Annotated in this window: 23 protein-coding genes and 1 pseudogene; 15 read left to right on the top strand and 9 right to left on the bottom strand. The window is 56.2% G+C overall.

The features are described from left to right. Positions 1-15: 15 nt before the first annotated feature. Positions 16-897 carry a 4-hydroxy-tetrahydrodipicolinate synthase gene (gene dapA, locus ACJ8M3_RS19355; protein ID WP_033644005.1) on the bottom strand — a complete coding sequence of 294 codons (882 nt, stop codon included), beginning with the start codon at positions 895-897 and terminating at the stop codon, positions 16-18. Positions 898-1,007: 110 nt separating this feature from the next. On the opposite strand from dapA, the gene ACJ8M3_RS19350 reads away from it, so the two are divergent. Both ACJ8M3_RS19350 and bcp read left to right on the top strand, forming a co-directional pair. Beyond that, positions 1,008-1,613, top strand: a complete 606-nt coding sequence (locus tag ACJ8M3_RS19350; RefSeq protein WP_369795937.1) for a glycine cleavage system transcriptional repressor — start codon at positions 1,008-1,010, stop codon at positions 1,611-1,613. A gap of 2 nt (positions 1,614-1,615) precedes the next feature. Further along, positions 1,616-2,080, top strand: a complete 465-nt coding sequence (bcp, locus tag ACJ8M3_RS19345; RefSeq protein ID WP_033635500.1) for a thioredoxin-dependent thiol peroxidase — start codon at positions 1,616-1,618, stop codon at positions 2,078-2,080. A gap of 43 nt (positions 2,081-2,123) precedes the next feature. On the opposite strand, the gene ACJ8M3_RS19340 is transcribed toward bcp, so the two are convergent. After that, positions 2,124-3,200 carry an AI-2E family transporter gene (locus tag ACJ8M3_RS19340; RefSeq protein WP_033644006.1) on the bottom strand — a complete coding sequence of 359 codons (1,077 nt, stop codon included), beginning with the start codon at positions 3,198-3,200 and terminating at the stop codon, positions 2,124-2,126. Between the two features lie 859 nt (positions 3,201-4,059). Here ACJ8M3_RS19340 and ACJ8M3_RS19335 point away from each other — a divergent pair. Next, the gene (locus ACJ8M3_RS19335; RefSeq protein WP_089197311.1) at positions 4,060-4,272 is read left to right on the top strand and encodes a hypothetical protein; all 213 of its coding nucleotides are present in this window, start codon (positions 4,060-4,062) and stop codon (positions 4,270-4,272) included. A 30-nt stretch (positions 4,273-4,302) separates the two neighbouring features. Beyond that, complete coding sequence (locus ACJ8M3_RS19330) at positions 4,303-4,755, top strand: GNAT family N-acetyltransferase (protein WP_033651529.1); 453 nt, start codon at positions 4,303-4,305, stop codon at positions 4,753-4,755. A 2-nt stretch (positions 4,756-4,757) separates the two neighbouring features. Here the strand turns inward: ACJ8M3_RS19330 and ACJ8M3_RS19325 are convergent, their stop codons facing one another. Next, positions 4,758-5,375, bottom strand: a complete 618-nt coding sequence (locus ACJ8M3_RS19325; RefSeq protein WP_033651530.1) for a LysE family translocator — start codon at positions 5,373-5,375, stop codon at positions 4,758-4,760. Between the two features lie 192 nt (positions 5,376-5,567). Here ACJ8M3_RS19325 and ACJ8M3_RS19320 point away from each other — a divergent pair, with 192 nt between their 5' ends. Continuing rightward, positions 5,568-6,029 carry an Lrp/AsnC family transcriptional regulator gene (locus tag ACJ8M3_RS19320; protein ID WP_021504394.1) on the top strand — a complete coding sequence of 154 codons (462 nt, stop codon included), beginning with the start codon at positions 5,568-5,570 and terminating at the stop codon, positions 6,027-6,029. Between the two features lie 205 nt (positions 6,030-6,234). On the opposite strand, the gene ACJ8M3_RS19315 is transcribed toward ACJ8M3_RS19320, so the two are convergent. Beyond that, positions 6,235-7,239, bottom strand: a complete 1,005-nt coding sequence (locus ACJ8M3_RS19315) for an acyltransferase family protein (RefSeq protein WP_089197312.1) — start codon at positions 7,237-7,239, stop codon at positions 6,235-6,237. Positions 7,240-7,344: 105 nt separating this feature from the next. Here ACJ8M3_RS19315 and ACJ8M3_RS19310 point away from each other — a divergent pair. Then, positions 7,345-7,611 (top strand): annotated as a pseudogene (locus ACJ8M3_RS19310) (Lrp/AsnC ligand binding domain-containing protein); the annotation flags it as partial. A gap of 34 nt (positions 7,612-7,645) precedes the next feature. Here the strand turns inward: ACJ8M3_RS19310 and ACJ8M3_RS19305 are convergent. Continuing rightward, positions 7,646-8,854: an NAD(P)/FAD-dependent oxidoreductase gene (locus tag ACJ8M3_RS19305; RefSeq protein WP_089197313.1), complete on the bottom strand. Its 1,209-nt coding sequence runs from the start codon at positions 8,852-8,854 to the stop codon at positions 7,646-7,648. 160 nt (positions 8,855-9,014) lie between these two features. After that, positions 9,015-9,554 (bottom strand): RrF2 family transcriptional regulator, encoded by a 540-nt coding sequence (locus tag ACJ8M3_RS19300; protein ID WP_046687616.1) that lies wholly within the window; start codon positions 9,552-9,554, stop codon positions 9,015-9,017. 340 nt (positions 9,555-9,894) lie between these two features. Between ACJ8M3_RS19300 and ACJ8M3_RS19295 the strand changes: the two genes are divergently transcribed. Next, on the top strand, positions 9,895-11,364 hold the full coding sequence (locus ACJ8M3_RS19295; RefSeq protein ID WP_033651532.1) for a beta-barrel assembly-enhancing protease: 1,470 nt from the start codon (positions 9,895-9,897) through the stop codon (positions 11,362-11,364). A 20-nt stretch (positions 11,365-11,384) separates the two neighbouring features. After that, a complete protein-coding gene (gene arsC, locus ACJ8M3_RS19290; RefSeq protein ID WP_089197314.1) occupies positions 11,385-11,738 on the top strand; it encodes an arsenate reductase (glutaredoxin) in 354 nt (117 codons plus the stop codon). A 48-nt stretch (positions 11,739-11,786) separates the two neighbouring features. Here the strand turns inward: arsC and hda are convergent, their stop codons facing one another. Beyond that, positions 11,787-12,488, bottom strand: coding sequence for a DnaA inactivator Hda (gene hda / locus ACJ8M3_RS19285; protein WP_025159568.1), 702 nt, complete (start codon positions 12,486-12,488; stop codon positions 11,787-11,789). A gap of 272 nt (positions 12,489-12,760) precedes the next feature. Between hda and ACJ8M3_RS19280 the strand changes: the two genes are divergently transcribed. Next, on the top strand, positions 12,761-13,276 hold the full coding sequence (locus ACJ8M3_RS19280; protein ID WP_016926729.1) for a hypothetical protein: 516 nt from the start codon (positions 12,761-12,763) through the stop codon (positions 13,274-13,276). 33 nt (positions 13,277-13,309) lie between these two features. Continuing rightward, positions 13,310-13,558 (top strand): GlsB/YeaQ/YmgE family stress response membrane protein, encoded by a 249-nt coding sequence (locus tag ACJ8M3_RS19275; RefSeq protein ID WP_016926728.1) that lies wholly within the window; start codon positions 13,310-13,312, stop codon positions 13,556-13,558. A gap of 47 nt (positions 13,559-13,605) precedes the next feature. On the opposite strand, the gene uraA is transcribed toward ACJ8M3_RS19275, so the two are convergent. Both uraA and upp read right to left on the bottom strand, forming a co-directional pair. Continuing rightward, positions 13,606-14,895 (bottom strand): uracil permease, encoded by a 1,290-nt coding sequence (uraA, locus tag ACJ8M3_RS19270; RefSeq protein ID WP_033651534.1) that lies wholly within the window; start codon positions 14,893-14,895, stop codon positions 13,606-13,608. Positions 14,896-14,971: 76 nt separating this feature from the next. Continuing rightward, positions 14,972-15,598 (bottom strand): uracil phosphoribosyltransferase, encoded by a 627-nt coding sequence (gene upp, locus ACJ8M3_RS19265; protein ID WP_004941642.1) that lies wholly within the window; start codon positions 15,596-15,598, stop codon positions 14,972-14,974. 255 nt (positions 15,599-15,853) lie between these two features. Here upp and purM point away from each other — a divergent pair, with 255 nt between their 5' ends. The 5 genes from purM to ACJ8M3_RS19240 all read left to right on the top strand — a co-directional run bounded on the left by purM (position 15,854) and on the right by ACJ8M3_RS19240 (position 20,626). Then, a complete protein-coding gene (purM, locus tag ACJ8M3_RS19260; RefSeq protein WP_025303843.1) occupies positions 15,854-16,891 on the top strand; it encodes a phosphoribosylformylglycinamidine cyclo-ligase in 1,038 nt (345 codons plus the stop codon). Further along, positions 16,891-17,529, top strand: a complete 639-nt coding sequence (gene purN, locus ACJ8M3_RS19255; RefSeq protein ID WP_033644022.1) for a phosphoribosylglycinamide formyltransferase — start codon at positions 16,891-16,893, stop codon at positions 17,527-17,529. The genes purM and purN overlap by 1 nt, the downstream gene beginning before the upstream one ends. A 714-nt stretch (positions 17,530-18,243) precedes the next feature. Beyond that, the gene (locus tag ACJ8M3_RS19250) at positions 18,244-18,486 is read left to right on the top strand and encodes a hypothetical protein (RefSeq protein ID WP_127897176.1); all 243 of its coding nucleotides are present in this window, start codon (positions 18,244-18,246) and stop codon (positions 18,484-18,486) included. Positions 18,487-18,558: 72 nt separating this feature from the next. Continuing rightward, positions 18,559-19,569, top strand: a complete 1,011-nt coding sequence (locus ACJ8M3_RS19245; protein ID WP_052133767.1) for an ABC transporter ATP-binding protein — start codon at positions 18,559-18,561, stop codon at positions 19,567-19,569. Position 19,570: 1 nt separating this feature from the next. Continuing rightward, entirely contained in the window at positions 19,571-20,626 is a 1,056-nt protein-coding gene (locus ACJ8M3_RS19240) for an ABC transporter permease (RefSeq protein ID WP_046687618.1), read from the top strand.

The raw sequence follows: 20,626 nt of genomic DNA, 5'->3' as shown, positions 1-20,626 counted from the left end.
AAATTTCCCTTAGAGTTACAGCAAACCGACGCTTTTCAGCGCGCGCTCCACCACCGGGCGGGCGGTTTCGCTCAACGGCGTCATCGGCAGACGCAGCGTATCGGTTGCCATCAATCCCAACGCCTTACAGGCCCACTTCACCGGAATTGGGTTTGCTTCTACAAATAGATCCTGATGCAACGGCATCAAGCGCTGATTTAAGCGGCGCGCTTCGGCGAATTTGCCCTGCGCCGCCAGCGCACAAAGTTCCGCCATCTCGCGTGCAGCCACGTTGGCCGTCACGGAAATCACCCCTTTGCCGCCCAGTTGCATGAAGTCCAGGCCGCTGGCGTCGTCGCCGCTCAGCAAAATGAAGTCTTCATCGTCAACCAGCACTTGGATCTGACTAACGCGACTTAAGTTCCCCGTCGCTTCTTTTACAGCAACAATATTCTTGATTTTCGCCAGCCGAGCGATGGTCGGCGGCAGCATGTCGCAGCCGGTGCGCGAAGGCACGTTATACAGGATCTGCGGCAGCTCGGTGCTCTCGGCGATCGCCTTGAAGTGCTGATACAGCCCTTCCTGCGTCGGCTTATTGTAGTACGGCGTCACCGTCAAACAACCTACCACGCCAGTGTTGGCGAAGCGGGTGGTGAGCGCGATGGCTTCGGCGGTAGCGTTGGCGCCGGTGCCGGCGATCACCGGAATGCGGCCGTCGGCCAGCTCCAGCGTCTGCAGCACCACGTCAACGTGCTCGTCATGGGCAAGCGTTGCGGACTCGCCGGTGGTCCCTACGGAAACGATCGCCGCGGTGCCACTGGCTACATGATAATCGATCAATTTTTTCAGGCTCGCGCGATCGACAGCACCTTTGTCGTCCATCGGCGTAACCAGTGCAACAATACTTCCCGTAAACATTGGCCGTCCCCTCCACAAACAAGTCACTCATGGTACTTTTGCTGCCTATCCAAAAGCAAGCGCACAACCGCGTTGTAAGCGCTTGGCAGGCGGTTTTTTTTATGTTTACCATGGTAACCCCATTAAGCACGACAGGAAGCGCCATTTTGCCTCAGTCAGACGAACACTATCTCGTGATTACCGCGCTCGGCGCCGACCGCCCCGGAATCGTCAATACCATCACCCGCCACGTCAGCAGTTGCGGATGCAATATCGAAGATAGCCGTCTGGCCATGCTGGGAGAGGAGTTCACGTTCATCATGCTGCTGTCCGGCAGCTGGAACGCCATCACCCTGATCGAATCCACCCTGCCGCAAAAAGGCGCGGAGCTGGAGCTGCTGATCGTGATGAAGCGCACAAACTCGCATGAAAGGCCGCCGATGCCGGCCACCGTGTGGGTTCAGGTCGAGGTGAAGGACTCGCCGCACATCATCGAACGTTTTACCGATCTGTTCGACTCCAGCCAGATGAATATCGCCGAGCTGGTCTCACGCACGCAGCCGGCGGACGGCGACCTGCCGCCGCAGCTGTATATTCAAATAACCGCCCACAGTTCCGGCGATCGGGACGCCTCAAATATTGAGCAAGCCTTCCATCGCCTATGTACAGAATTGAACGCGCAAGGCAGTATTAGCGTGGTGAACTATCCACAGCATGATGAGAAAGATGGAGAGTAGTGATGAGCCCATTGAAAGCCGGTGACACAGCGCCGAAATTTAGTTTGCCTGACCAGGACGGTGAGGAAATTAATTTGGCCGACTTCCAGGGACAGCGAGTATTGGTTTATTTCTATCCGAAGGCGATGACGCCGGGCTGCACCGTGCAAGCCTGCGGCCTGCGGGACAACATGGACGAATTGAAAAAGGCCGGCGTCGAAGTGCTGGGCATCAGCACCGACAAACCGGAAAAACTGTCGCGCTTCGCCGAAAAGGAGCTGCTCAACTTCACGCTGTTGTCTGATGAAGACCATCAGGTATCACAACAGTTTGGCGTGTGGGGCGAGAAAACCTTCATGGGCAAGACCTATGATGGCATTCACCGCATCAGCTTCCTGATCGACGCCAAAGGCAAGATTGAAAAAGTGTTTGATGATTTCAAAACCACCAATCACCACGACATCGTTCTGAACTACCTGCAGCAGTAATTCTCACGAAGCGCAGCGGCCTGCTGCGCTTCGTCTCCCTCCGTCAGCCGGCCTTGTCTTCCACCTCGACCCGCAGTTCATCCGGCCAGGCGTGAATCACCGCCTTCACCAGCGTCGCCAGCGGTATGGCGAAAAACACGCCCCAGAAGCCCCACATTCCGCCAAACACGATCACCGACAGGATAATCACCAGCGGATGCAGGTTGACCGCCTCGGAGAACAGGATCGGCACCAGCAGGTTGCCGTCCAGCCCCTGCACCACCAGATAGGCGACGATCAGCGTCCAGAAATCGGCGCCGACGCCCCACTGGAACAGCGCCACTACCACCACCGGTATGGTGACCAGCACCGCGCCGATATAGGGGATCAGCACCGAAAAACCCACCAGCACCGCCAGCAGCAGCGAGTAGCGCATGTCCAGCACAGCGAACACCAGGTAGGTCGCCACGCCGACAATCACCATCTCCAGCACCTTGCCGCGAATATAGTTGGTGATCTGCTGATTCATCTCGTTCCAGACCTGCCCCGCCAGACCGCGATTGCGCGGCAACACGCGGCGCACCGCGTTCAGCAGCTGCTCTTTGTCTTTCAACAGGAAGAACATCATCATCGGCACCAGGATCAGGTAGATAGCCAGCGTCAACAGGCCGACCAGCGACGCCAGCGAGAATTTCACCACCGACTCGCCCATGCCGGACAGCCGGCTGCGCAGATTTTCCGCCATCATGTCGATGATGCCAGCATCCACCAGTGCCGGATAACGCTTCGGCAGCGTCGCGGCAAAGTTATAGAACTGGTTGAGCATGCCCGGCAGATCGCTCATCAGATTGATGCCCTGCTGCCAGGCGGTCGGCGCGACGACGAACACCAGCAGCATGGCGACGCCCGCGAACACCAGCAGCATGATGCTCGCCGCCCAGGTGCGCGAACAGCCGATGCGCTGCAGGCGCGCGGTCGGCCACTCCAGCAGATACGCCAGCACGATGGCGACCAGCAACGGGGTCAGAATGCCGTGCAGAAAATAGAGAATGAGGAAGCCGGCGACCAGGATCACCAGCAACGCGATAGCCTGTGGATCGGTGAAACGGCGGCGGTACCACTGTAATAGCATCTCCAGCATCAGAGCGGGCTCCTCGAGATTTGACGGGCGGGCATGGCGATTCCTGTGATGGGCCTGATTAAAGCATAGATAGAACGGCGCACGTGGGGGTGTGCAAAGCACTCAGAGTACTCAAAGTTCGCCATACATCAACAGCGATTTGGCTGAATTTATCGCGCCGGTGGGCGATCGGCGCAAAAATCCGCAGACGCCGCGTCAGAGTCGGTGAACGGCCCCGGGCGGGGCCGCAGAAGATTACAGCGAGGCACTGATGGAGAGCGGCGAACCGACCGCCAATGCGAACAACAACACACAGCCGATGGCGATCGCCGCCGCCAGATCATTTTTCATTGTCCTGTCCCTTGATGATGCGTAAACCGATTATCGCCACGAACTCTGTCGGTTCTTTACGTTGAAGGCCTATGCCGATGCACACCATTAAAAACCCCCGCCTAAGCGGGGGGAGAAAACGTTCTGGTGCATCAAGTATTACAAGGAGGTCATGAGGGATTGCTAACCCTAAATGACTATTTCAAGCTAGGATTATTCCCAGAGCATGGCAAGCGATCGCGTCGAGGTTCTCCGCACTTTGAGAAAAACCTCATAAAAAAATCCCGCACGGCAGCGGGATGAAGGGATGATAACGTCATAAATTTTTTATGCGGACAATGAGGCGGTATTGTCGTCATTTGGCGACAATACCGCGCCGCTCAGGCGGTCTCAAGGGAAATCTGACCGCCGTCAGGAAATCAGAATTTCGCCAACGCACGCGATCGTGAGCCATTCTGCAGCAACGAAAAAATGGGATTTTCGTCAGACAGCCGTCGAGCAAAAACCGGTAGCATGGCCGATATCATCCCAAATGCCGTAAGGGGGAAAGATGAACAGCAAACCGTGTGAATTTGATGAAGCCATCTGTCTGGCAATCGGGCGTGGCGTTTGCGAAGTCGTGAAGATAGGGGATGAAATCAGCGTCTTCTCCCTGTTGGAAGCTATCGAATGCTTCATCGAACGACAGGCGCTCAGCGAAAGCGAAATCGCGGCGGCGGACGACGCGCTGGATTTGATCAGCGGATTGGTCCACCGCCAGTAGCGATGCGTTAACGAAAAGAAAAGGAATAGCATGACCATACCTTCCCCACTTGTCTGGCAGCGTGCGGACTATCTCGTCAGCACCGATCCCGCCCTGCTGGATCTCGATGCCATTCACGCTTTTCTGACCCGTTCCTCATGGGCGGAGGGAATCGATAAAGAAACCGTCCGCCAGTCCCTCACCCACAGCCTGTGCTTCGGTTTATATCACGAGGCCAGGCAGATCGGTTTCGCCCGGCTGGTCACCGATTACGCCACTTTCGGCTATCTGTGCGACGTGTACGTGCTGGAGACGCATCAAAAAAGCGGGCTGGGTCTGTGGCTGGCGGAATGCTGCCAGGCCCATCCGCTGATGGCGAAGCTGAGGCGAATCATGCTGGTCACCAGCACCGCCCCCTGGCTCTATGAGAAAGTGGGCTATTCGGCCATCAATCACCCCGACTTTGTCTGGCAGATCGCCCGGCCGGACATCTACCGACGGTAATGCTATTTCAACGCCTGCTCGGCCAGCAGCCCGAGCGCGATGACGATCATCGCCGCACCGGAGATGCGCCCCACCCCCTTCGCTGCCTGCGGGCGCGTGCGCAGCACGGACTGTGAACCGAATCCCACCAGCAGATACACCAGGCCGCAGCTGATCAAATGCACGGCGCCCAACGCCAGCATCTGCATCGGCACCGACCACTCGGCCCGGGCGTCGGTAAACTGCGGCAACAGCGCCAGAAACAGCAGAAACACCTTGGGGTTCAGGCCGCTGACGCACACGCCCTTGCCGGCCCAGCGCAGCCAGGAATCGGAACGCTGATCCTCACCGGCGCCCGGCACCGGCGGATGCAGCAGCATATTGAAACCGATCCACAGCAGGTAAGCCGCCCCCAGCAAGGTGAGCGCCGTCAGCGCCAGCGGATTGCCGACCAGCAACGCGCCGACGCCCGCCACCACGATCGCAATCATCAGCAGGTGGCCGAACAACAAACCGGCGACGGCGGGCACCACCACCCGGCCGCGAATGCCCGCCGAGATCACATAAGCCCAATCCATACCCGGCGTGATCACCAACAGAATCGACACCGCCCAAAAAGCGGCGAACAGAGCGAGCGTCATGCCGGCGCCCTCTCAAACGCACAGCGCCGCACCGAACAGAGAACCATCGCGTTTTCCTCGTAGAATAAGCACGGCCCCCGCCTGGCGGTGGCCGTCAAAACCGTTCAACAGATGGCAAGAATATCCTCAAGGCGTTAAAATGTGCTTTCAATTACTTGCCTGAAATCGGCATAAGCGGGGAAATTTTTCCAAATGGACAAGATTGATCGCAAAATTCTTGCGGAACTGCAAACCGACGGGCGTTTGTCGGTGACCGAGCTGGCCGAGCGGATCGGATTGAGCGTATCCCCCTGCCACCGCCGGGTGCGCGCATTAGAAGAATCCGGGGTGATCAGGGGCTACCGCGCCCAGCTCGATCCCGGCAGCCTGGGCTATAACTTTTCCGCCCTGGTGTTCGTCACCATGCGCGAAGGCGATCGCCGCGCCGTTGAAACCTTCGAAAACGCCATGGTGGACATTCCGCAGGTGGTGCAGGCACAGCGTTTGTTTGGCGATCCCGACTATCTGCTGCACGTTATCGCCCGCGATCTGCCCGCCTTCCAGCAGCTTTACGACGAGAAGCTCTCCGCCCTGCCGGGCGTGCAGCGCCTGAGCTCCACGCTGGTGATGAAAACCGTGGTGCCGGAACGCTCTTTCCTGCCGCTGGGGAAATGACGACAAGAAAAATCTCACTCACATCTTTATTTAAGGAAGCTTTGAAGTCATCCAAAAACAATATCGCTTTAAATGTTGTATATAAAAAATTTTAATGACATAAAACTATCCTTCAATCAAAAAAAATTGCGTATGAAATAAGAAAAGACGTGGTCACATAATTTATATGACCACAGAAAGCAAAGAAGCAACAAGAATTCAACTATTATGCATTATCATTCAATTTATTAGTTGCAATTCTTTTCCTTCGTACAAAATCATTTATTTTATTGGTATAACCGTAATGCAACGCCAGCCCTACAAGGATAATAGATGTAACACAAGCAGCAATGTAAATAATCAATTCATGAACACCTATGGAATTAAGAATCATATACACAGCAGTCACAACCAATATATGGGAAATATAAATCTCATAGGAAATATTTCCTAAAACATTGAGAGGACGTATGAACTTGTTTTTTAAATTTATAAAACCAATAAAGAGAAATGCTGAAGGCAACCCGCAAATGATAAATCGTGGAAGCGAAGTTTTATCGAAGGCAAAATAAAGGACAATAGCAGCCCCAATCATTACGCATGGATTGACTTTCAATTTCCCTGCTTTATAAATCAGATAGAGCATCATCCCCATGCAAAATTCAACAGATATACTGTTGGTAATACCTAACACCAGAGGCGAATCACCTCTGTATATAAAGCCTACAATAACCAGAGATAAGATAACAACGACAGTGCAGAATGCCGTTTTTCTGACATCATTAAACGACAAGAACAAGGAGAATATTATATAAAACATCATTTCATAACATAAAGTCCACACAACTGGGTTTAGATATTGATAGCTCCCAATTTTAACAGGAATTAGAAAGACAGATTCTAGAATATATGTTCCACTAAATGTACTATTTATCAACCCCGGTTTGACTGAATATACCAACAGTAAAGGAACAAGAATCAAATAATGAAGTGGCAATATCCTTAATGCTCTATTCTTTATAAATTTCACCGAGGTTTGCGGTTTTCCATCACAAACATACATCATTATGAAGCCTGAAATAATGAAAAATATATCAACACCGATACCACCTCTCTCGAAAGCGACCCCCGACCACCCTGTTGAGTAAGCTTTACCCATAATATGGGTAAAAATGACAACAACCGCAGCAATTCCCCGCAACCATTGTATTTGATTAAGATTTTCCCGCATTATACCCTCAAAGACGCATAGGTAACAAAAAGTAAACTATAACTCATAAACAAAAAACCAATAAACTTTTTTGTATGTTCAAGCAACATATGAATACGCAGATATCTCTTGTTTATCACCATGCGCGAAGGCGATCGCCGCGCCGTTGAAACCTTCGAAAACGCCATGGTGGACATTCCCCAGGTGGTGCAGGCACAGCGTTTGTTTGGCGATCCCGATTATCTGCTGCACGTTATCGCCCGCGATCTGCCCGCCTTCCAGCAGCTTTACGACGAGAAGCTCTCCGCCCTGCCGGGCGTGCAGCGCCTGAGCTCCACGCTGGTGATGAAAACCGTGGTGCCGGAACGCTCTTTCCGGCCGCTGGGGAAATGACGACGGGAGCGTTGCCGCTCCCGTTTTTATCTTTTTAAGGCACAATCACGAAATCCGGATTGGCGACGGCGAACAACGCCTCGCGGTCCGCCGCCGGTGGGTAAATCCACTGCGTGTTAATCTCCTGCTTAATCTTTTTGCCTTCCTGACGGGTAAAGCGCACCTGGCGCTGCCAGCCTTCGGTATACAGCGCGCCCCAGGGGCCCAGATCCAGACAGGTCACATACTTCGGCTGGCTATACGGGTGCGTCGGCAACCCCACCAACTCCGCCGCCGCATTGTGACCGGCGACGCGGCCGAGGCTCATCGCATGCTGGCAGGTCATCAGATTGTGGTTACCGAGATCGTCGGTCGCCGCTTTCACCGTATCACCGGTCACGAAAATGCCCGCCGCCGCCGGCGCGCGCAGGAAGGCGTCGCCGATCACTCGGCCATTAGCGTCACGTTCGCCGGGGATTTGCTCGGTCAGCGGATGCGCACGCACGCCTGCCGCCAGGATCACCGTGTTGGCGGCGATGCGCTCACCGTTCGACAGCATCACCCCCTCGGCATCGATAGCCGAAACGCGCAGGCCGGCTCGCGCTTCCACGCCGCACTCCGCCAGCGCCTGGCGAATCACCGCCCCCGGCTCCGCGCCCATTCCTGCGCCCACTTCCGGGGCGCTATCGACGATCACCACGCGCACATTCTCGTTTTGCCCCAGCGCATCGCGCAGCCGCTGCGGCATCTCCGCGGCACTCTCCAGCCCGGTCAGTCCCGCTCCCACCACCACGGCGGTGTTGCGCGCCGGCGTCGACGGTTTGGCCGCCAGCGCTTTAATATGAGCATCCAGACGCTGCGCGCTTTCCAGCGTATCGACGTTGAAACCGTATTCGGCAAAGCCCGGTACCGCAGGCACGGAGAGCCGACTGCCGGTGGCCCACACCAGGCGGTCGTAAACCAATTCAAGGGCTTCCCCCGTCGCCTGCGCCACCGTGAGCGTTTTGGCGACGGCATCGATGCCCTCTACCGTCCCGGCCAGGTGCCGTACGCCGACGGCGGCGAGCTGCGCGGAAATATCCGGGTTCATGTTTTCCAACACCGCTTCATACAGGCGCGGGCGGATGGTGACCGTTGGCGTCGGTGAGACCATGATCACCTCGATATCCTCATGCTTACCGGCAAGGGTAATGGCGCGCATGGCGGACACGGCGGCCCAAAAACCGGCAAAACCGGAACCGGCAATCACTATTTTCTGCGTCATGGGATGACTCCTTCATACAGGGTTAACCGGGCGACAAGGCTGCCCGCAGTTTTTTCGGATGAACGATGCCGTTCCGCTCCCGTAACAGGGTGCAGAAGGCCCGCCCGCCCCTTCCGAAGAGGCGGGAAAAAGTGTGTTTCGCTTTAAGGAAAGGCGGCGATTAGGACTTGGCGCGCGCCGTTTTGCCGCTGCGCGCGGTGCGTTCCGTCATGCGCTCGTCGAGCCAGAGGTTGACCTCACCGAAGAAGCCCTGCGGCGCCTTGCGGCCAAAGCGGGCGGCGACGGCGCCGAGGGTCTGCGCCGCCAGCGCATCGCGCATCGCCTTCTCCGCCTGCAGCATCACCGCATGGATAGCGCATTTGCCGGAGATCGCCCAATCCGGCGGGGAGTCATCGAACACCGCACAGCGCCCGCGCACCTCCTGGCAATCGAACAGCGGCTTGTGCCCCTCGATGGCGTCGATGATTGCCAGAAAACTGATCTCGTCCGCCGGGCGGGCCAGCCGGTAACCGCCTCGCACCCCTTCACTGGCGGCGACGATGCCCGCCTTTTCCAGCTTGGGGAAAATCTTGGCCAGAAAGCTGGGGGAGATCCCTTGCAGTTCGGCGAGTTCGCGGCTGCTGAGCGCGCGCTGGTTATCGCCGACCAGCCACAGCAGGCAGTGGATGCCATATTCAACGCTGGTTGTGATGTACGCCATATGTCCGTTTTTGACCGTCAGTAAACCTTCAATAACGCAGACTATATGAGTCTGCGTTTATCTTGTCAATAAAACACTGACTAACTTTATCCGCGTTTTATTGAAGTTCCGTCTCGCTCCCGACGGAGAAAACGCCCTTCGAAATGAAAAATAAAACTTTTTTGCCCTATTCGCCCCCGGCTAACGTTTCCTTGTCGCCTGCCGCTGACTATGATGTGATGATTGCCGTCGCGGCGGTTTGTGATCCGCCGCACTTTCACGCGGATCGCGCCGTGGGAATAAAGAACTCTTGTCTGCTGCTGACGTCTTAGAAATGATTATTTAAGGGAAACGCCTGACTATGACCAACCGGTTGACCAAAACCGCGTTAGCGGTGCTGTTGCTCGGCACGTTGAACGCCACCGCCCTGGCGCCAGCACAGGCGGAAAGCCAGGACCAGTTGCCGGATATGGGCACCTCCGCCGGCGGCACCCTGAGCATCGGACAAGAGCTGGCGATGGGCGACTTCTACGTGCGCCAACTGCGCGCCAGCGCCCCGCTGATCAACGATCCGCTACTGAGTCAATACATCAACCAACTGGGCAACCGGCTGGTGGCCAGCGCCTATTCGGTGCGCACGCCGTTCCATTTCTATCTGGTGCGCAACGACGAAATCAACGCCTTCGCCTTCTTCGGCGGCAACGTGGTGCTGCATTCCGCCCTGTTCCGCGTCAGCGACAACGAAAGCCAGCTGGCCTCGGTGCTGGCGCACGAAATCTCGCACGTCACCCAGCGCCACCTGGCGCGCGCAATGGAAGATCAGCAACGCAACGCCCCGTTGACCTGGGTGGGCGCGCTTGGTTCCATCCTGCTGGCGATGGCCAACCCGACCATGGGCATGGCGGCGCTGAGCGGTACCATGGCCGGCACCCAGCAGGGCATGATCAGCTTTACCCAATCGAACGAACAGGAAGCCGATCGCATCGGCATTCAGGTGCTGCAGCGCGCCGGTTTCGATCCGGAAGCGATGCCCGACTTCCTGCAGAAACTCTCGGATCAGTCGCGTTACGCCTCCAAGCCGCCGGAAATGCTGCTGACGCACCCGCTGCCGGACAGCCGTCTCTCTGATGCGCGCAACCGCGCCAACCAGATGCAGAAACACATCGTGCAGTCTTCGCAGGATTACCTGATGGCCAAGGTGCGCGCACTGGGCATGTACAGCTCGGAAGGCTATGGCCTGAATGAAGAGCTGCTCGGCTCGCTCAGCAAGGGGAACGTGCGCGAACAGGCGGCCGCCAAATACGGCCGCGCCATCTTGTTCTATGAAGCGAAAAAATACGACGACGCGCGCAACATCATTCAACCGATGCTGGCGCAGGATGCGAAAAACGTCTGGCTGATTGACCTGATGACCGATATCGATCTCGGCCAGAAACGCGCGCCGCAGGCCATCGCCCGCCTGCAGGCGGCCAACGCCGCCCAGAACAACAACCCGGTGCTGCAGCTCAACCTGGCCAACGCCTATGTCGAAGGCAACCAGCCGGCGCAGGCGTCGAAGATCCTGAACCGCTACACCTTTGCCCATCCGGACGATCCGAACGGCTGGGATCTGCTGGCGCAGGCCAGCGCCGCTCAGGGGCTGCGCGATGAAGAGCTGTCGGCCCGCGCCGAAAGCCTGGCGCTGAACGGCCGGCTCGATCAGGCTATCGGCCTGCTCAGCAATGCCAGCTCGCTGCAGAAACTCGGCAGCCTGAAACAGGCGCGCTACGATGCGCGCATCGACCAGCTGCGCCAACTGCAACAGCGCTTCCGCCAATACCAGCGCAGCTGATTCAACAAGGAATGAACGCCATGAAAAACGTCACGATTTACCACAACCCGCGCTGCTCCAAGAGCCGTGAAACCCTGGCGCTGCTGGAACAGCACGGCGTCGATCCCAAGGTGGTGCTGTACCTCGAAACGCCCCCGACGGTCGATGAGCTGAAAAAGCTGTTGAAGGAACTGGGCTTCACATCGGCGCGCGATCTGATGCGCAAAAAAGAAGATCTGTACAAGGAATTGAAGCTGGCGGACGACAGCCTGAGCGAAGAGCAACTGTTGGCGGCGATGACGGCGAACCCGAAACTGATCGAACGCCCGATCGTGGTGAAAGGCGGCAAGGCGCGCATCGGCCGGCCGCCGGAGCAGGTGCTGGAGATTTTATAGATTCGAATTCGGGCGCGGACTGTCGCGCCCTTTCTTTTACTCGGGCTATTACAGCCCCAGGATCTCTTTAACGAACGGGATGGTGAGCTTGCGTTGGGCGGTGATCGAGGCGCGATCGAGTTGATCGAGGGTCATAAACAGCGTGCGCATCTCGCGATCCAGCCGTTTCAACAGGAAGCGGCCCACGTCTTCCGGCAGCTCGAAGCCGCGCAGTTTGCCGCGCAGCTGCAGCGCCAGCAGTTTCTCTTCGTCTGACAGCGGCTGCAGCTTGTAGATCTGCCCCCAGTCCAGGCGCGAAGCCAGATCCGGTAAACGCAGGTTCAGCTGACGCGGCGGACGATCCCCGGTGATAAACAAACGGGTGCGGCCGGTTTCCAGGATGCGGTTGTAGAGGTTGAAGATCGCCATCTCCCACTCTTCGTCGCCGGCGATGCATTCGATATTGTCGATGCAGACCAGCGCCAGCTGCTCCATGCCGTCCAACACTTCAGGCACGAAGTAGGCGCGCTTGTCGAGCGGCACATAGCCCACCGCTTCGCCTTTCTGCGAAAGCTCGGCGCAGGCCGCATGCAGCAGATGGCTGCGCCCGCCGCCTTCACGCGACCAGAAATAGATATAGCTGCCATGTTCCTGACGGACGGCGGATTGGATCGCGGCTAATAGGGATGGGTTCTCGCCCGGATAAAAACTGGCGAAAGTTTCATCATCGGGAAGATAAAGTGGCAGTGAAAGCTGTGCCGGCGTATTCAGAGAAGCACCTCAACCAAAACTGGCAGAAAAACGTGGGCAGTTTAACACAGAAAACGGGCGCTGTTGAACCGGCAGGATCTTATGCCGCAATAGTGAACAATGCCTAAGCATCGCTTGATCGGCGGCGGCACCCGCCGAGGCAAGAATTATCCGATATCATTCCCTAACTCCATGCCTGCGCAGGTTAAATTTGTAATTTAAGTAAAATCTGACCTAGTATAGGTAGGCTAAATGCAATCACCATCAACAAGGTTTCTGCAAGGATATAGACGATGAAAGTATGGAATAAAGTGCTGTTGGCCTCCTTTATCGGGTTGTTGGTTGCCGGCTGTGATGACTCCTCCAAGGTTGACGCCAACCTGGATAAAGCCAAAGACAGCGCCGAGCAGATGAAAGACGCCGCCCAGAAAAAAGCGGACGATCTGACGGACAAAGCGAAAGCGACGGCGGATGAAATCAAAAAAGAGGCCGCCACTCAGGCGGATCAGCTGAAAGACAAAGCTTCGGCGATTAAAGAAGACGCCGCCAAGCAGGCGGACGCCATCACCAACGACGCCAAGGCCAAAGCCGCCGCGATCAAAGACGACGCAGGCAAACAGAGCCAGCAGTTGGTGGATCAGGCCAAGGCCATCAAAAACGACGCCATCAACGGCGCCAACGATCTGACCGAGCAGGCCAAGGCGAAGACCGAAGCCATCAAGAACAGCGCCGAAAACAAAGCGCAAGAGTTGAAACAAGAGACCGATGCGGCGGTGAACGGCAATACTCAGCCGGCCACCCAGCAGTAAGCTATTCTCAGCCACCAAAGAAAGGAGCAGTAAATGGGGATTATTTCCTGGATTATCTTCGGCCTGATCGCCGGTATTTTGGCTAAGTGGATCATGCCCGGCAAAGACGGCGGCGGCTTTATCCTGACCGTTGTGCTGGGGATCATCGGCGCCGTGGTCGGCGGCTATATCAGCACCTTCTTCGGCTACGGCAAGGTTGACGGCTTCAACTTCGGCAGCTTCGTGGTGGCGGTTATCGGCGCCATCGTGGTGCTGTTCGTGTACCGCAAAATTCGCAGCTAAGGCGAATGCCATAAGTCAAAAGGGCAGCCCCTGGGCTGCCCTTTTCGTTACTTCTGCTCCGCCGATTCGTCCGGCGCGTCGAGCACCTCTTCTTCCTTGCGGAACAGGCTGATGACCTTGAACAGCAGGCTCAGGCCGATCCCCACGATGGTCGCCAGCGCCATGCCTTTCAGCTCCGCCGCGCCGATGTGCACCTTGGCGCCGCTCACGCCGATGATCAGGATCACCGAGGTCAAAATCAGGTTCTGCGCTTTGTTGTAATCCACTTTGGATTCGATCAGCACGCGAATGCCCGAAGCGCCGATCACACCGTACAGCAGCAGCGAAACGCCGCCCATCACCGGCACCGGCACCGCCTGGATCGCCGCCGCCAGCTTACCGATGCAGGACAACAGGATCGCCAGCACCGCCGCGCCGCCGATCACCCAGGTGCTGTAGACCTTGGTGATGGCCATCACGCCAATGTTCTCGCCGTAGGTGGTGTTCGGCGTGGAGCCGAAGAAGCCGGAGAATACCGTCGAGATGCCGTTGGCGAACATCGAGCGGTGCAGGCCCGGATCGCGGATCAGGTCTTTTTTCACGATGTTGGCGGTCACCACCAGGTGGCCGACGTGCTCGGCGATCACCACCAGCGCCGCCGGCAGAATGGTGAAGATGGCGAACCACTCAAAGCGCGGGGTGTAGAAGGTCGGCAGCGCGAACCAGTGCGCCTCGCGGATCGGGGTCAAATCCACCACGCCCATGAAGAACGACAGTGCATAGCCCACCAGTACGCCGATCAGGATCGGGATAATCGCCAGGAAGCCGCGGAACAGTACTGAACCGAGCACCGTGACCGCCAGCGTCACCAGCGAAATGGTGATGGTGGTCGAGTCGGCGCTGGCGCCTTCCGCCGGCAGCAGCCCCGCCATATTGGCCGCCACGCCCGCCAACTCCAGGCCGATGACGGCGACGATCGCCCCCATCGCCGCCGGCGGGAACATCACGTCCAGCCAGCCGGTGCCGGCCTTTTTCACGATCAGCGCCACCAGGCAGAACAGCACGCCGCACATGATGAAACCGCCCAACGCCACTTCGTAACCGAGCGGCAACAGCAGCAGCACCGGCGAGATAAACGCGAAGCTGGAACCGAGGTAGGCCGGGATCTTGCCTTTACAGATGAACAGATACAGCAGCGTGCCGATGCCGTTGAACAACAGCACGGTCGCCGGGTTGATCTTGAACAGGATAGGCACCAGCACGGTGGCGCCGAACATGGCGAACAGGTGCTGGAAGCTGAGCGGAATGGTCTGGAGCAGCGGCGGGCGCTCGCTGACGCCGATGGCGCGACGGGTCATGTGTGCTTTTCCTCGGTTTATTGGTTTTATAGGTTTTAGTCAAAAAAAAGCCGACTCGTTAAGTCGGCTCAAATGTTTACTTAGTACCAAATATCTTGTCGCCCGCATCGCCCAGGCCAGGCACGATGTAGCCCTTGTCGTTCAGACACTGATCGATGGAGGCAGTGTACAGCTCAACGTCCGGATGCGCTTTCTCCAGCGCGGCGATGCCTTCCGGCGCCGCGACCAGAACCAGCACCTTGATGCTGTGGCAGCCGGCTTTCTTCAGTAGATCGATAGTGGCGATCATCGAACCGCCGGTGGCCAGCATCGGGTCGACGACCAGCGCCATGCGCTCTTCGATGTTGGAAACCAGTTTCTGGAAGTACGGCACCGGCTCCAGGGTTTCTTCGTCGCGGTATACGCCCACTACACTGATGCGCGCGCTCGGCACGTGCTCCAGCACCCCTTCCATCATGCCCAGGCCTGCGCGCAGGATTGGCACTACGGTAATCTTTTTCCCTTTGATCTGATCCACTTCAACTGGCCCGCACCAGCCTTCGATGGTGACTTTTTCCGTCTCCAGATCGGCGGTCGCTTCATAGGTCAGTAAACTACCCACTTCTGAGGCCAGCTCACGGAAGCGTTTGGTGCTGATGTCATTTTCGCGCATCAGGCCAAGCTTGTGTTTTACCAGCGGGTGTTTCACCTCAACGATCTTCATCATTTTTCTCCTATTAAGGTGGTTGCGGCCAAAAAAATCGCGGGATTATACCTCCTTTTTTTCGCCGCGCCACCCACAATAGCCCGATCGGGATCAACAAAAGTTTGAATATCAGTATAGATGACGAAAAAGCGGAGCCGGTTCACAAGCCGCTCGCAAACGTTTGCCTGCGCTGTTAGAATTGCCGCGCCTTATTCCGGAATCAACATCGGAAGCACAGTTTTCAAACCGCAAATCGTCGTGGGGAATCGCGCAGTGACCGACAAAACCTCTCTCAGCTATAAAGACGCAGGTGTCGATATCGATGCAGGCAACGCATTGGTAGATCGCATCAAAGGTGTAGTTAAACAGACCCGTCGCCCGGAAGTGATGGGCGGTCTGGGCGGGTTTGGCGCCCTGTGTGCGTTGCCGCAGAAATACCGCGAGCCGGTGCTGGTTTCCGGTACCGACGGCGTGGGCACCAAGCTGCGTCTGGCGATGGATCTGAAACGCCACGACACCATCGGCATCGATCTGGTGGCGATGTGCGTCAACGATCTGGTGGTTCAGGGCGCCGAGCCGCTGTTCTTCCTCGACTACTACGCGACCGGCAAGCTGGATGTGGACACCGCGGCCAGCGTGATCACCGGCATCGCCGAGGGCTGCAAACAGTCCGGCTGTGCGCTGGTGGGCGGCGAAACCGCTGAAATGCCGGGCATGTACCACGGCGAAGACTACGACGTGGCCGGTTTCTGCGTCGGCGTGGTCGAAAAATCCGAGATCATCGACGGCAGCAAAGTGCAGTCCGGCGATGCGCTGATCGCCCTGGGCGCTTCCGGCCCGCACTCCAACGGCTACTCGCTGGTGCGCAAAATCCTGGAAGTGAGCAACACCGATCCGACCGCCACTCAGTTGGAAGGTAAACCGCTGGCCGACCACCTGCTGGCGCCGACCAAGATTTACGTGAAGTCCGTGCTGGAGCTGATCGAGAAGGCTGACGTACACGCCATCGCTCACCTCACCGGCGGCGGCTTCTGGGAAAACATTCCACGCGTGCTGCCGGAAGGCATGCAAGCGGTGATCGACGAAGCCAGCTGGCAGTGGCCGGCGGTGTTCACCTGGCTGCAGCAGGCCGGTAACGTCAGCCGTCATGAAATGTATCGCACCTTCAACTGCGGCGTAGGCATGGTCATCGCCCTGCCGGAAGCCGAAGTGGAAGCGGCCATCGCGCTGCTGACCGCGGCAGGTGAAAAAGCGTGGAAAATCGGTAAACTGACCGCCTCTTCCGACGAACAACAAGTGGTCATCAACTGATGAAAAAGATCGTGGTGTTGGTCTCCGGCCAGGGGAGCAATCTCCAGGCGCTGATTGACGCCTGCCAGCAGGGCCGCATCGCCGCCGAAATCGTGGCGGTGTTCAGCAACAAGGCGCAGGCATATGGCCTGCAACGCGCCGAAGCGGCGGGCATCGCCGCCCAGGCGCTGGATGCCAAGGCCTACGCCGATCGCACGGCGTTCGACGCCGCATTGGCGGACGCCATCGACCAGTACCAGCCCGATCTGGTGGTGCTGGCCGGCTACATGCGCATCCTCAGCCCGCAGTTCGTGCAGCGCTATGCCGGCCGCATGCTGAACATTCACCCTTCCCTGCTGCCGAAATACCCGGGGCTGCATACTCACCGTCAGGCCATCGACAACGGCGACAGCGAACACGGCACCTCGGTGCACTTCGTGACCGAACAGCTCGACGGCGGCCCGGTGATTTTACAAGCCAAGGTGCCGATTTTCGCTGACGACGAGGAGGATGACGTGGTTGAACGGGTGCAAACCCAGGAACACACGATCTATCCACTGGTGGTGAGCTGGTTCGTCGACGGCCGCCTGGCGATGCGCGACGGCGCCGCCTGGCTGGACGGTGAACGCCTGCCGGCGCAGGGCCACGCCGCCGACTGATGCGCGCAGCCTAAACGGCGCCCACGCGGCGCCGTTTTTTTTCGCTGCCCGCCGCGATGGTTCCAAAAGGCTCGCTGCGCCGTGGCCAAACTGCCCGCTTTAGGGCCAACCCCGTCGTGAGCGCGTCCCAGTATGTCGCATCAATGCCCCGCCCGGAACGGAACGCATCACGGACGCCAAGCCAACTGTGGTTCCGCGCGCAATAATCCTTGTCAAAAAATAAAACCATTATAATACTTTCTACCCTAAACAATATTGGGTGAAATTTTTCAAAAAAGAATATATTTATCCCTTATACATAGTTTTAAATTAAATAAATTAACGTCAACCCCATGATTATTGTGAGCTTCGTTGCAATAACAGAAAACACCCCTGTCAATTGTAATGATGTGTTGCCGTTCTATTACAAGTATGTAAGAGTGTGTCTAACACGATAACTTAACATTACGTACATAGGATTCCTTTCATATGCGCAAGCGCCAGTCATATATGACGCCTTCAAATGCAAATAATTCAATATGAAAGAATTCAGTATCGCCGCTGCTTATTTTTATATAATTAGCGCGATATTAAAATTGATTTTTATTTTTCAGATAAATATTTAATGGGGAATATCCCATTGAGATGAATTCGTTTGAATATATTTCAACGATATGCAGCAGCTCGAATCATGTTATAGCCAACTCATCAATAAACTGATTAATAAGGATATTTATGCTTAATCATACCTCTCTGACTCGTCAATCCCACCGTTTCGATATTGTTCTCGACTCGCCTTCCATGCCCTCTGACGGCATTGATTTATTAGTCGAAGAACTGCCTGAAACGCTGCACTTTGCCAGCGATTGCGCCTCAACCGGCAGCAGCGTCAGCACCGCCTCTACAGCGGGCTGCGGCTGCATTGCAACGGCGAGCTGCATCGGCACAATGGGCAGCGTTACCAGTAGCGGCAGCTAAATCATTACCCACAACCGGTACAAGATACTGTGCCAGTTAGTTATCTGAAACTCTACTCACTGGCTTTAAACAATGAGCACGTACACTGACGCCACTTTAGATTTCGACAGCAGTCATAAGCCAACCCTGGATATATCCTGGGATCGCCAACGGCCGCTATTAGAGGTCGAGTCACTGAATAAGTTTTATGGTGACACGCAAGTTCTTCATGACATCTCGCTGCAAATCAAGCCGGGAGAAATCATTGGATTAGTCGGACCTAACGGTGCCGGCAAAACGACGCTCATGGAAACCTTGTACGGAGGACAGCCCTTTGAAGCCGGCTTGGTGCGTTTATTTGGCGAAGACGTTCGACAAGGGCTTAATCACGTCATCAAGCAACAGTTAGGCGTCGTTCCGCAATCCTTTAGTTTGCCTTCGCTGCTGCGCGTTGAAGAGATCATTTCGCTCTATCAGGTACTTTATACGGATGCGTTGTCGGTTAAGCAGTTATTGGACATTGTGGCGCTAAAAGCGCAGCGTAAAATGCGTTTCTCGCGGCTTTCAGGGGGGCAAAAAAGACGTTTGGTGTTGGCGCTGGCATTGGCCGGCAAACCCAAGCTTCTTTTGCTGGATGAACCCACCAGCGATCTTGACCCGCAAAGCCGACGCTATATTTGGCGGCACATTATTGCGAATTCTCGTCAATCTGGCACGGGCGTATTGATCGCCACTCACCAAATGGATGAGGCGGAGAATTTATGCGACCGGGTGATGATCATCAACCACGGCCGGTTGCTGGAGAATGCCAGCCCACAACAGCTTATTGAGCGTTATTGTCCTGGGCATCATATCCGATTCTCAGTGCCGTTGACGTCGGTTGACGAGTTCCTCGCGCTCTTCCCTGAGGCGACGCAGGAAAGCGATGAACATGATCAAACCTTCCGCCGCCTACATATTCCCACCCAAGAATTGGCACAGGTGTTACCGCAAGTGATTGCGTTATCACAACGATTGGGTTGTGAACCCGAACAAATGCAGGTAAGCAAAAACACCCTCGAGGATGTGTTCATTCATCTGACAGGCGAAGCATTAAGGGATTAACATGAGCCATAGCTGGCAGATTTATCGGCGCTTCTTCGGCGCCAACACCAAAGAATATTTACGCGATCCGCTATCAACCTTATTTTCTCTTGTATTGCCGTTATTTTTCATCTTTACCTTTGGCATAACGGCAAAAATTATTAATGGCAATCATCAACCGTTCTCCATGCAGGTGAGCGTTGTCGGAGACACGCCGGAAACAGAGGCTCTCTGGCTTAAATTGAACAATTATCCTGGCCTGGCCGTCCAGCGCCAGCTTCGAAGCGATCCGGAAGCGCTGGTGCGCGCGAATGAAGTGAACGCGGCGGTGAGTTGGGATGCAGTACAACAACGCCCTGCGATCACCACGACGGAATCCATGAGCTCCATCGCTCAACTGGTTTCCGCCGCACTCAATCAGCAACCGGCCGACGCCCAGCAGCCGATACGCTTCATTACGCTGAAAACTGAGCGTTTCAACTATTTTAGTTTTATCTTCCCGTCCTTGCTGACGCTGGCCCTGTTGCAAGTCGCCTTATTTGGCACGGCGACGCCGCTGATCGCCGCGCGAGAAAAAGGCACTTACCGCTATTACGGCGTCATTCCGTTGCCGCGCTGGATTCTGCTCGCATCACAGGTCAGCGTCCGCCTGGTGATATCACTGGTTCAGATCGCCCTGTTAATGCTCATTAGCAGTCTGGTCTTTGGCTTTACCCTTGAGCATCCCCTGCTGTTTATCGTGCTGCTCGTCGCCAGCGCACTGTTGCTGGTGAGCTTTGGGTATGCGCTGGCCGGCTTATTCCGCACGAATACCGTCGCGACAATCGCCCTGACCTTACTCAACTTTTGGTGCATGTGTTTCGGGCAATTGTTCCTCGATCTGAGCGCATTCCCGCCACTCAAATGGTTAATTTTGACGACGCCGGTCGGTTTTGTCGCCGATGCACTGCGATACGCCATGAATGGCAGCGAAGGCGTATTCCCCTTCTTCATTAACTGTATCGGCATGGCGATATGGGGTGTGATCACGCTGTTTGTCGGCGTTAAGTGGTTCCTTTTCCAGCCAAAACAATCTTAA

The organism is Serratia sp. CY55921 (genome assembly GCF_052167655.1).
In the GTDB taxonomy this organism is placed as follows: domain Bacteria; phylum Pseudomonadota; class Gammaproteobacteria; order Enterobacterales; family Enterobacteriaceae; genus Serratia; species Serratia ureilytica.
This window is presented reverse-complemented; position numbering and strand designations above follow the sequence as displayed.